9 protein-coding genes are annotated in these 11,983 nt (G+C 59.4%); 7 read left to right on the forward strand and 2 right to left on the reverse strand.

Annotated features, from left to right (window positions below; genetic code table 11):
- Positions 1-11: 11 nt before the first annotated feature.
- Entirely contained in the window at positions 12-3,533 is a 3,522-nt protein-coding gene (locus tag J7447_RS01445) for a PAS domain-containing hybrid sensor histidine kinase/response regulator (protein WP_031269641.1), read from the reverse strand.
- A gap of 274 nt (positions 3,534-3,807) precedes the next feature.
- Here J7447_RS01445 and J7447_RS01450 point away from each other — a divergent pair, with 274 nt between their 5' ends.
- The 5 genes from J7447_RS01450 to J7447_RS01470 all read left to right on the forward strand — a co-directional run bounded on the left by J7447_RS01450 (position 3,808) and on the right by J7447_RS01470 (position 8,438).
- The gene (locus J7447_RS01450; RefSeq protein ID WP_353653736.1) at positions 3,808-4,980 is read left to right on the forward strand and encodes a pyridoxal phosphate-dependent aminotransferase; all 1,173 of its coding nucleotides are present in this window, start codon (positions 3,808-3,810) and stop codon (positions 4,978-4,980) included.
- Between the two features lie 77 nt (positions 4,981-5,057).
- Positions 5,058-6,245 carry a PAS domain S-box protein gene (locus J7447_RS01455; protein WP_023001754.1) on the forward strand — a complete coding sequence of 396 codons (1,188 nt, stop codon included), beginning with the start codon at positions 5,058-5,060 and terminating at the stop codon, positions 6,243-6,245.
- Positions 6,246-6,252: 7 nt separating this feature from the next.
- Positions 6,253-6,870 carry a response regulator gene (locus J7447_RS01460; RefSeq protein ID WP_023001753.1) on the forward strand — a complete coding sequence of 206 codons (618 nt, stop codon included), beginning with the start codon at positions 6,253-6,255 and terminating at the stop codon, positions 6,868-6,870.
- Between the two features lie 142 nt (positions 6,871-7,012).
- Complete coding sequence (locus J7447_RS01465; protein ID WP_062489950.1) at positions 7,013-7,369, forward strand: response regulator; 357 nt, start codon at positions 7,013-7,015, stop codon at positions 7,367-7,369.
- Positions 7,370-7,724: 355 nt separating this feature from the next.
- Positions 7,725-8,438 carry a helix-turn-helix domain-containing protein gene (locus tag J7447_RS01470; protein WP_208984447.1) on the forward strand — a complete coding sequence of 238 codons (714 nt, stop codon included), beginning with the start codon at positions 7,725-7,727 and terminating at the stop codon, positions 8,436-8,438.
- Between the two features lie 130 nt (positions 8,439-8,568).
- Here J7447_RS01470 and hemN read toward each other — a convergent pair whose 3' ends face one another.
- Positions 8,569-9,942, reverse strand: coding sequence for an oxygen-independent coproporphyrinogen III oxidase (gene hemN / locus J7447_RS01475; protein WP_209168530.1), 1,374 nt, complete (start codon positions 9,940-9,942; stop codon positions 8,569-8,571).
- Between the two features lie 92 nt (positions 9,943-10,034).
- Here hemN and J7447_RS01480 point away from each other — a divergent pair, with 92 nt between their 5' ends.
- Both J7447_RS01480 and J7447_RS01485 read left to right on the forward strand, forming a co-directional pair.
- A complete protein-coding gene (locus J7447_RS01480) occupies positions 10,035-10,781 on the forward strand; it encodes a glutathione S-transferase family protein (RefSeq protein ID WP_209168531.1) in 747 nt (248 codons plus the stop codon).
- 100 nt (positions 10,782-10,881) lie between these two features.
- Positions 10,882-11,931, forward strand: a complete 1,050-nt coding sequence (locus tag J7447_RS01485; protein ID WP_075281397.1) for an AbrB family transcriptional regulator — start codon at positions 10,882-10,884, stop codon at positions 11,929-11,931.
- The last annotated feature ends 52 nt before the right edge of the window (positions 11,932-11,983 follow it).

The raw sequence follows: 11,983 nt of genomic DNA on the forward strand, positions 1-11,983 counted from the left end.
TCCAACGCGGCTTATTCGGCCGCCTGGCCTGCCTGGCAGCGGGCCAGATGGGCACGCAGGGCAGCTGGTTTCAACGGCTTGTTGAAGAAGGCGATGTCCTTTTCCTCGGCTTCCGTGCGCACAGGCCGGCTTCGGTCCGCGGTGATCAGGATCGCGGGGATCTGGCGACCGAATTTCCATCTCAGTTTCAAGATCGCCTCGATACCGGTGCCATTGTCGAGGTGATAGTCCGCCAGTATGACGTCCGGCGTCAGGCCGGCTTTGCTGAGCTCGTTTGCCGCCTCCACGTCATCGGCAGCTGCAATCACCTTGCAGTTCCAGTTCGTAAGCAGGTGGCGCATGCCGCTCAGGATGTCCGGCTCGTTGTCGATGGCCACAACGCAAAGACCATCAAGCTGGCCAGCCATGGTTGGGGCCTGCGGAATGGGAACGAGATCGGGCATGTCCGCGGAACGAGGCAGTTCGACCGAGAAGCACGAGCCCTTGTTGGCTTCCGAGCGGAGTTCAACCGGGTGGTTCAGAACGTGGCTGATGCGCTCGACAATGGACAAGCCTAGCCCCAGCCCCTTGGCAACGCGCATGCCGTCATCCAGCCGGTGAAATTCCTGGAAAATCGCCTTTTGCTTGCTTTTCGGGATGCCCATGCCGGTGTCGTGAATTTCCACGATCACCCGATTGCCGCGTCGGCGGCAGCCCACAAGGACGCGGCCTGACTGAGTGTATTTCAAGGCGTTCGAAACGAGGTTCTGCAGCAGGCGCCGCATAAGGCGCCTGTCTGTCCGCACCGAAAGGGACGTCGGCACGATCCGCAGTTCCAGTCCCTTTTCCTTGGCGACAGGCTGGAAATCGAGATCTATTCCGCGCAGCAGTTCGTCCAGCCGGAAGACCGTCGGTTCCGGTTTCAGGGCGCCGGTGTCGAGCCTGGAAATATCGAGGACGGCGCCGAGAATGTCCTCGACCGATTCCAGCGCCATTTCCACATTGCGGACCAGCGAGCCGTCGTCGCCGTCCTTAAGCTTGTCGACCAGAACCGAGGCGTAAAGACGGGCGGCATTCAGAGGCTGCAGGATGTCATGCCCGGCCGCTGCCAGGAAACGGGTCTTGCCGATATTGGCTTCTTCCGCTGCGTGGGTGGCCTCCACCAGGCGCTCGTTGACGTGGGTGAGTTCTTCCGTGCGTTCCCTGACCCGGCGTTCCAGCGTCTCGTTGGCGCGGGCGAGCGCTTCTTCCGCCAGAACCCGTTCGGTGATGTCTGTATAGGTGGTCACGATGCCGCCGTCGGGCATCGGACTGATGCGGACTTCGAACACCGCTCCGCTTGATTCCAGTTTTTCCTGAAAGGTTTCCTGGATCAGCACCAGTTTCTCGATCCGGTCGGCGACGATCGCTTCCACAGGCCCGGGGCCATGCTCGCCCCGTTCCGCGTTGAAACGCAGGATCGCATCCAGTGTGGTGCCGACCTGACCATATTCGGCAGGCAGTCCCAGCAGGTCGCGGAACTGCCTGTTCCAGCAGATCAGACGCAGATCCCGGTCGAACACTCCGATGCCCTGGCGCACCTGATCGAGTGCCGTCTGCAGAAGGTCGCGGTTGTACTGAATGGCGATGGAGGCGTCGTCGAGCAGCTTCACTGCGCCCTTGGTCGACGGGTCGTGCCGCTTGAGCATCAAGGTCAGCACAAGGCGGGACGAGGCCGCGCCAATGGCACTTGCCAGAAGTTGCTCGGAAAAGCGCAGCAGGTTGGCGTCCGCCAAAGTTTTCGGATCGAGTTCGATACCTCGTTCGCTCGCAAACCGCCGGAACGAACGGGCCGTCCGTTCTTCGCCGAGATAGCGTGCGACGGTTGCCTGCAAGTCTCCGGCGGTAACGGACGTACGCCAGTACCGCAGGCTGGGGGAGGGCGCGAACTCGGCCGGTACGAAGACGTTTGCCTGAAGGGTTTCCGCAGGCAGAGGCTTTCTCAGGAAGGAGCCGCCTACAAACAGGACAATGTTGACGAAGAGGCTCCACAGGGTGCCATGGATAAACGGATCCATGGTGATCCCGAGAAGGGCTTGCGGGTTCAGCTCGCTAATGCCGAACGGGCCGGTTTCCAGGAAACCGTCGGAAATCAGGCCGGATTTGGCGAAGGTCGGTAGCAGCAGCGTATAGGCCCAGAAGACAAACCCGCCGCTCAACCCGGCGATGGCCCCCAGAGACGTGGCCCGGCGCCAGAAGAGGGCGCCGACGAAAGCAGGAGCGAATTGCGCGATTGCTGCGAAGGACAAAAGCCCGATGGAAACGAGCGCCGCGGTATTGCCGGCCGCCTTGTAGTAGGCATAGGCCAGCAGAAGGATGCCGAAGATGGCGAGGCGGCGGATCGTGAGCAGCCGGTCGCTCATGTCCTGGCCGCCGATGTTGACGATGTCGTCCTCGCTGTGCCGGCGCAGCAGGAGCGGAACAACGATGTCGTTGGAAATCATGATGGCCAGCGCAACCGTCGCCACGATGACCATGGCTGTTGCCGCCGAAAGGCCTCCGATAAAGGCAAAGAGGGCAAGCCACGGATGTCCGGCGTCTATGGGCAGGGCCAGAACGAAGGTATCCGGATTGACGTCCTGTCCGAAGCGCAGCAGGCCGGCAGCCGCAATCGGGATCACGAACAGGTTGATCAGCACCAGATAGAGCGGAAACATCCAGGTCGCGCGGCGCAGCTCGGCGTCTGAATTGTTCTCCGTCACCGTGACGTGGAACTGGCGCGGCAGCAAGAGCACCGCAAAGGCCGACAGGCACGACATGACGAGCCAGTTGCCGATGTTCAGCGGTTTTTCGAAAATCTGCGCGACTTCAGGCGCTTCCGAGATGGAACGGATCAGATCGACCGGGCCGTCGAAAAGCGAGTAGGTGACCCAGAAGCCGACCGCGAGAAAGGCAATGAGCTTGACCACCGCCTCGGCTGCGATCGCCAGCATCAGCCCTTCCTGGTGCTCCGTCGCATCAATGTGTCTTGTCCCGAACGCCCAGCTGAAGATGGCCATGCCGAGGGCAATCAGCAGGGTGACGTCATCGAACACCGGCGTGAAGATGTCACCGGGGGAAATCAGCGGGCCGATCATGGTGGTGATCGACAGCGACACGGCTTTCAGCTGCAGGGCGATGTAGGGAATGACGCCAATGACCGCAATCAGTGTGGCAAGTGCTGCGACCGACTGGCTCTTGCCGTACCGCGCACCGATGAAATCGGCGATCGACGTGATGCTTTCTGTCTTGGAGATCTGGATAATCCGCTGCAGCAGCGGATAACCGAGCGCGAAAACAATCAAGGGGCCGATATAGATGGTCAGGAATTCGATGCCCGTCCGGCTGGCGTTGCCGACTGAGCCGTAGAAGGTCCAGGAAGTACAATAGACCGAGAGCGACAGGGCATAGATGAAGGGGCGGCCGCCCGTACGCGACGAATACCGGCGCGGCATCCGGTCGCCGAAGCTGGCGATGGCGAACAAGCACAGGATGTAGGCCGTTGCGGCCAGTATCACGAGCCATCCATGCAGCATGATCTGGTAACCGTCCTCCCGAGCGGCTTGGGGTCCGTCGGCCTCTTGTCGGGCCGGCTCGAACCTGTTTACCGGCAACCCCTTACGCTGCCTTGTCCGATCCGACCACAGCCAAATCGATCTGTCTATTCGCCTTGCGACTGATCTGCTTTCAAGGCTTTCCCAAGGTATGTGAATTGATCACCTTCGGTGAAGTCTTCTTCACATCCTTTCATGGAACATTGGCAAGCAAACCCGATAAGGTGGCGCCAATTGACAATGAAGGATCTGCCACGTGACCAGCCTGATCGAGCGATTGAGCCCGGAAGCCAGAACCGCACCTGAAAGCGGTATCGTCGAAGTTTTCAATGCCGGACGTGACCGGAAAGATCTGATCCCGCTCTGGGCCGGCGAAGGCGATCTGCCGACGCCCGAGTTCATCCGCGCAGCCGCAAAAGCGTCGCTCGACCGGGGCGAGACGTTCTACACATACCAGCGCGGCATCCCGCAGCTGCGCGAGGCACTGGCGGCCTATCATCAGGATCTTTACGGCAAGCCTTTCTCGCCGGAACGATTCTATGTGACCGGATCGGGCATGCAGTCCATTCAGCTGGCCGTGCAGGCGGTTGCAGGAGCCGGGCGCGAAGTGATCGTGCCGACGCCGTCCTGGCCGAACATATCGGCTGCCATCGAAATTCACGGGGCGCGTTCGGTCAGTGTGCCGATGCGGGAGGAAGATGACGGCTGGCGGCTGGCCATCGAGGACGTCGAAGCAGCGATCACACCGCACACGACCGCGCTCTTCCTGAACTCGCCCTGCAACCCGACCGGATGGGTTGCAAGCGAAAACCTCTTGAAGGCTTTTCTGGATCTCGCGCGAAAGCATGACCTTTGGATCATCGCGGACGAAATCTATGCACTGTTCTATTACGGGGAAGGGGAGCGTTCGCCCTCCTTCTACGATATCGCCGAAGAAGACGACCGCATCATCTTCGTGAATTCCATGTCCAAGAACTGGGCAATGACCGGGTGGCGGGTCGGCTGGATCTCGGCGCCGCCGGAACTCGGCCAGGTGTTTGAAAACCTGATCCAGTATTCCACGTCGGGTGTTCCGTCCTTTTCGCAGTGGGGCGCCGTTGCCGCCCTGACCGAAGGGCGCACGTTCCTGCAGGAGCAGGTCGCACGTGCTCGCAAGGGGCGTGACTGTGTTCTCAAAGGATTGCAGGGCCTTAACCGCGTGAAGGTGCTGCCGCCCGACGGCGCGTTCTATCTCTTCTTTTCCATTGAGGGCGTCACGGACACGCGCAACTTTGCGCTGGACCTTGTTCGCCAGACAGGTGTGGGTCTTGCACCGGGCACTGCGTTCGGCAAGGGCGGCGAACATCACCTTAGGTTATGCTATGCCCGGCGCGAGGATCACCTGGAGGAAGCAGTGCGTCGAATTAGCACTTGGATACCAGAGATTTAGAGCCCTGACGGGTTGCTGGCCTACGGGAAAACCCTTAAACCTAGACGGGACGAGAATTCCATTTGGGTGCGGGGACGGTGGGCGACGACGTTTTAGATCACGATGATGACAATGCAGCCGTAACGGAAGCGCGTCTTGCCAGTGTTTTCGATACCGCGGCCGACGGTATTGTCGTGATCAATGACCGTGCGCAGGTGCTGGCCTTCAACAAGGCCTGCGAACGGCTTTTCGGCTATGAAGCCGCGGACCTTCTGGGACGCAATGTCAACAGGATCATGCCTGCAGAATATGCCAACGCGCACGATCACTACGTGAACAATTATCTCACCACCGGTCATAAGAAGATCATTGGTATCGGCCGCGAGGTCCAGGCCCGCCACAAGGACGGCACGGTCTTTCCCATCGAGCTGTCTGTCGGTGAGGCATGGACACCGGCCGGACGACAATTCATCGGCATTCTTCGCGACCTGCGCTCGCGCCGACAGATGGAAGACCGGTTGGCCAAGACTCAGGCACAGCTTCTCCACATGACCCGGATCAGCGCACTGGACGAAATGGGCGCGGCGATTGCGCATGAGCTCAACCAGCCGCTGACCGCTGTACTGCTTTACCTGCAATCCGTATCGCGCAAAACCCGTGCCGATAAATCCCTGGATCCCTTCATCATCGAGGTTATCGACAAGGCGGTACGCGAAGCCGAGCGGGCGGGAGAAATCATCCAGCGCATGCGTCAACTGGTGGAAAAGAAAACGCCCAATCGCCAGTCGATCGAAGTGCGGGACTTTGTCACCAGCTGCCTGGAAATGGCGGAACTCGGCAGCGGCAATGGCAGATCGATCATGAAGGCCGAGATCGCAAGAGGACTGCCGCCACTAATGGCCGACCCGGTGCAGATTCGGCAGATTCTCATCAACCTGCTGCGCAATGCGCGCGAAGCGGTCTGCGATCAGGCCGACCGCAAGGTAGTGCTGGCCGTATGCCGGAATGGAGATCGCCTGGAATTTCGGGTTACGGACAACGGCCCGGGCGTTCCCGAAGAGCTGGTTGATAACCTGTTCCGGGCCTTTACGGGTGCCAAGCACAAGGGGGTTGGCCTGGGCTTGGCGATATCCCGTTCGATTGCTCAAAACCATGGTGGTGATTTGCGCCTGGAGAAGGGGGCAAACGGACGAGGAGCCTCCTTCGTGTTGTCTCTGCCAATAGACCCGCCCGAAGAAGATGTTGCAGAAAGAGCCGAAACGAACGGTTCGAAAGAAATGAGCTGAGGAAGTGATGGACATGAAAGCTGACGCGGAGGCCATATACATCGTTGATGATGATCCGGCGGTGCGCGACGCCCTGTCGGTGCTTTTCAATATGGAAGGCTATGTGGTCGAAACCTTCTCGGATGGCGACACTTTCGTGCAGTCTGCAAGCAAGGCTGTTCCTGCCTGTGTCATGCTGGATGTCCATATGCCTGGGCGCTCCGGTATCGAGATTCTCAAGGCGCTGAATGCCGAACACTATCCGGCGCCGATCTTCATCATTTCCGGCCAGGGCGACATTCCGATGGCTGTTGAAGCCATTCGCAACGGCGCCTTTGACTTCGTGGAAAAACCGTTTTCCGCCGAAACCGTGCTGGAGCGGGTGAAGGAAAGCATCGCCATCACCAAGCAGCGTCAGGACGAGGTCGTCACGGCCTCCTTCCAGGGAGCGGATCTGCTGACCCGCCGTGAGCTGGAAGTCCTGAAGGAAATCACCGACGGAGCTTCCAACAAGGAAGCCGGCCGCACTCTTGGAATCAGTCCGAGAACGGTAGAAGTGCACCGGGCGCGGATCATGGAAAAACTGGGTGCACGCAATGCGGCGGATCTCGTTCGCATTGTTTTGGGCCACTCCGCCTCGGGATAAGCCGGGTTCAGGTGAACGGCTGGAATGCATTTCCGGATGACCGGCATGCCGAAACGTATTTCTGCGTACATCCGGCAAGCAAAAAATCGCGTATGTATGATTGATCGTCTGCGTTGGGGGCAGGCTTTGAGGATCTACATTCGTGGTTGTTCACATTGTTGAAGATGATGAAGCAGTCGCCGATGCATTGGCGATTGCGCTCGAAGATCTCGATCATCATCCGATAACTTACAAAGATGCGGAGAGTTTTTTCGCCGGCGGTATTCCTTCGTCGGACGATTGGGTGATCGTGGACATCGGCCTTCCTGACAGATGCGGCACGGATGTCGTTCGTGAACTCATGGGCCTGCCAACACCTCCGAGCATCCTTGCCATTTCCGGCAAGTCGAGAGTGAACCTGTTGCAGCAAATTCGTGAGCTTCCGGGGCTCAAGGTCCTGAGGAAACCGCTGTCGATAGACATGCTGACGGCGGCCATGGCTCAGAAGGCGATCATCTGACCTCTCCGCCTGCTTGACCCAATTTCAGAAAATTGAGTGTGCGAGATTGAGCGCTGCCGATTTTGGCGGGCGTTGGCTTCGCGCGCCCGAAACGCGCAGGCAGTCCCGGCCTGATTAGACCTTAGTCGGCTGCGTCGTTACAGCTCATATGTAGTTTATCTTACGCAGTCGACCGAATTACGTTGTGTGCACTCCGCGTTTTAGAGTGCATCCTGCAAGCTGCGGGGTGTCGGACGGGACACCTGCAAGCAGTGGTCGATTTTTCGAGCGGTGCGGAAATGGAAGCACCAAGGAATGGAGATCACCCGCTGACGTAGCAAATGAAGGCCGTGCCACAGGCACGAAGGAGGGACATATGGCTTATTTCGACGCGGGTACCCCCGGCCAGGGCGCAGCACCAAGAATGACAGGTGCTCCCATCTGCACACCCAGCAAGACATCGTTTTCGGAATTTGGCGGCAAGGCTGTCCAATACGATACCCATGCGGTGATCTATTACGAAGGCGATCCCGCAAAGCGGCTCTATGAGTTGGTGAAGGGCTCGGTGATGCTCTACAAGCTGCTGCCGGACGGACGCCGCCAGGTTGTCGAAGTCCTTCGTCCCGGTGACATTTTCGGTCTCGCCGGCAGTGACGAGAACGACTGCACCGCCGAAACACTCACCAATGCCGAAATTCAGGAAATCGATCTGAAGCAGGTCGAACGTTCCGATGCGCTTCAGCGCACGCTCACCAGATGCCTGACCAACCAGATGCGCGTGCTGCACGAACATGCGGTTCTGCTTGGCCGCAAGTCCGCCGTCGAACGGGTTGCAAGCTTTCTGATGCATCTCGTTCCGGATCGCGGTGGTGTCGGCTGCATCGGGCCGATTGACGACAGCGACGACGGGTTCGACCTGAGACTGCACATGACCCGGCAGGAAATTGCCGACTATCTGGGGCTGACCATCGAAACTGTCAGCCGCGTTGTGTCCGATCTGAAACGCCGGGGCGTTATCCGCGTCGACCGCGCCGACCAGATCCATCTCAACAAGGTCTGCAGCCTCTGTCAGATGACAGGTATGCACTGACCCGTTGTTTAATAGTCGACCTGGAAAGGGCTGCGATTTTCGCGGCCCTTTTTTGTTGTCGATCTTCGGCGATCCGTAAGCTGGCAAGTTCGGTAGTCAGCCCCGAGGTCTCGCCTCGGGGCCATTTTCTTCAAACCGCGGCAGAATGCCGAGCCTTGCCACTTGCCTGGCTCGCCGCCAGGTAGGCGTCAAAGGCGGCGGCTGCGAGACGTACGTAAGGCCGTCCGGCCTCAGTTACCTCAACCCTGGCAGTTTCATTGCCCACTTCCAGATGGACCAGGCCGTCGGCGGCCAGGTCCTGCAAGGCATCGAAAGCATCGTTCAAGTGACTTGTCGGCAGGCCGAAAGCACGGCAGGCCGGTACGAGATCGCAGGCATAGTTGGTCATCAGCTCTTCGATGATCCGTGCCCGCAAACGGTCGTCGGCAGAAAGCGCCAAGCCCTTGGAAACCGGCAATTCGCTCGCCATGATTGCCCGGCGCCAGTTGCCGACATCAGACATGTTCTGAACATAGCCGGCAGACAGACGTCCGATGGAAGAGACGCCGAAGCCAACGAGTTGTTCGCCCTGGTCCGTCGTATAGCCCTGGAAATTGCGCTTCAGGGAGCCGTCCGAAAGGGCGATGGCCATGCTGTCGTCCGGCCGGGCAAAATGATCAAGCCCAATGGCGACATAACCGGCCTTGAGCAGTTCCGCGCGGGCGAGGTCCGCAAGGGCCAGCCGTTCGGCGGCATTCGGTAAAGTGCTTTCGTCAATCAGGCGCTGATGCTTGCGCATCCAGGGCACATGGGCATAGCCGAACAGGGCAATGCGCCCGGGTGCCAGCGAGAGCGTCTTTTCCACCGTATCGAGTATCGTTTCCGGCGACTGGCCGGGCAATCCGTACATCAGGTCGAAATTGAGCGCGGTGACACCGGCTGCTGTCAGAAACTCTACGGCCTGTTTGACGACCCTGTAGGGCTGAAGACGGCCGATAGCCTTTTGAACGTCGGGATCAAAGTCCTGAACGCCAAGGCTGGCACGGTTCACTCCGATGATGGCCAGCGTCTCGGCGAGCTGTTCCGTAACAAGCCTCGGATCGAGTTCGATGGCATGTTCCAGGTCCGGTGCAAGGTCGAAATTGACACGCATCAGGCCGGTGAGGTCGATCAGGCTCTGCCGTGGCAGAAGGCTGGGGGTGCCGCCGCCCCAGTGAATGTGCCGGACAGGACCGGCATTCGGCATGTGCCCGGCAACCAGATTGATTTCCTGGCCGAGTGTCGCTGCATAGGCCTTGAGCGGCGCATCCTGACGGGTCGCCTTGGTATGGCAGCCGCAATAATGGCAGAGCTCACGGCAATAGGGGACATGCAGGTACAGCGAAAGCGAATCCTGCGGCGAAAGCGCCTTGAGCCAGTCCGCATAAACGCCGGCCGTTACGCCGTCATGAAAATGCGGTGCTGTCGGATAACTTGTATAGCGCGGTACGTTGCGCATGGCGTAGGAGAGCGGATCTTTCATCATGTGTCGATCTATCCGTCCTTCGCCCGGTCGTGCCTTGATATCGCTCAAGTCCAGCCGTTTGAAAGACACGCAATTTGATGGAGAGCTGTGGGGTGACCGATTTGCTTGTCGCAACTGAGCCGACCCGGAAACCTGAGGGTCTGGAGCGCTATCGCCTGCACGGTTCGCCTGACAGCGCCAATTTCATTGTCAGGATGATATTGGAAGAACTGGGTCTGCCCTATGACTACGTGGCTGTTGACAGGTTGATCTCCGAACAGAATTCGGAAGCATATCGGCGGCTCAATCCTCAAGGTTTGATCCCGGTTCTGGAAGTGCCGGGTCAGGATGCCCCCATGTTCGAAACCGCCGCGATCGCTCTGCATCTGGCAGATGCGCACGGCCGTTTGGCCCCGGGGCTGGCCTCTCCACAGCGCGGTCGATTTCTGAAATGGCTGTTTTTTCTCTCAAACACCCTGCATTCCGACCTTCGGATCTCCTTCAAGCCGGAAAGATATGTTCGCGAACCGGAGACGGCCTTGAGCCTTCACGCTGGGCTGACCCGCCGGATCGCCGGCAGTTTCGCGCATCTGGAAACTGAACTTGCCACTTGGAGTGGACCATTTCTCCTGGGACAGGACCTTTCCATCCTCGACCACTATCTTGCTGCCTGTGCCAGGTGGGCGCAGATCTATCGTAATGAGGGCAAGTGGTCCCTGGCGGCGACGCCCCACCTGCGCGCCCTGTGCGAACAACTGGAAATGCGCCCGGCGATACACAGGGCCTGTGAACTGGAAGGAATTGAGGGTAAACCTTTCACAGAGCCCCGTCCTGTGCAGTTGCCGGGGACAACCGCCTGATAAAATACAGGCCGTACATGTTGATCCATGCAATCAACCATGCGCTGGCCGATCAATCCATTTATAGCTCAAGGAGCCATTCCAAGCTCAACGGTTCCCGATGCCTGCCAATTCGTTTCAATCTGCCGCCGGAAGACTTGCGGTCACACTTCTCATTGCCGCTGCCGGAGGAGCAACATTCAACCTGTTCGGGCTTCCCGCGGCCTGGCTGTCGGGCGCTATGGTCTTCGTTGCCATCGCAACGCTTGCGCAAGTGCCGACGCTCATGCCGGTCCCGCTGCGAGACGCGCTCTTCGTCATGATCGGCATCTCCATGGGGGCGGGTGTCCATCCCGATATCGTTGACCGGGTGGCGGAGTGGCCGGTGTCCATGGCCATGCTGATCGCTGTCATGGTGGCGGTCACGTTCGCGGGCTACGCGGTTCTGCACTACGGGGCAAAATGGTCCAGGGAAACGGCCTATTTCGGCGCCATTCCCGGCGCACTTTCCTATGTCATAGCCCTTGCCACCGAACGAGGGGCGGACCTTCCCCGCATCGCTTCCAGCCAGTCCTTGCGTCTGTTCGTTCTGGTGGCGGTGCTGCCTTTCGCCGTTGTGTCCTCCGCAGAACCGGCAGGCGGTGGCAGCGGCACGATTTATGTCTCCGGTCTCAAAGACTTCCTGATCGGGATACCGCTCTGCCTCGCGGCAAGCTGGCTTGCCATCAAGGCCAGAGTTCCAGGTGGCGGTCTGACAGGGGCGTTTTTCATGAGTGCCGGCCTCAATGCATCCGGTCTCTTGGTCCTTGTCCTGCCGGGCTACATCGTGCTGCCGTGTTTTGTCATGATGGGCGCTCACATCGGTTGCCGCTTTGCGTCCATGACACTGCGCCAGTTTCTCAGCGTGCTCGGCGCATCCATGGCCGCCTTTGCGGCGGCGTTCCTGACCTCGCTTGCCGGGGCGTGGATCGTTGCCGAACTGGTGGACATTCCCTTTGGCCAGGCCCTGCTTGCCTATGCGCCGGGCGGACTTGAGGTGATGACGCTGCTCGCATTCATGCTGGATCTCGACCCCGCCTTTGTGGCTGCGCACCAGATCGCCCGCTTTACCGGAATGGTGCTGCTGCTGCCTTTCATCACCGGACTTGTTCTGGGGCGTCGAAGCAACTGATCCTGCTTGGCGGTCCTGAGTGCGGAACAAAGAACCGCCGATCTGCAGGTTG

This window comes from Labrenzia sp. R5_0 (genome assembly GCF_017743835.1).
GTDB classification, from domain to species: Bacteria; Pseudomonadota; Alphaproteobacteria; order Rhizobiales; family Stappiaceae; genus Roseibium; species Roseibium algicola.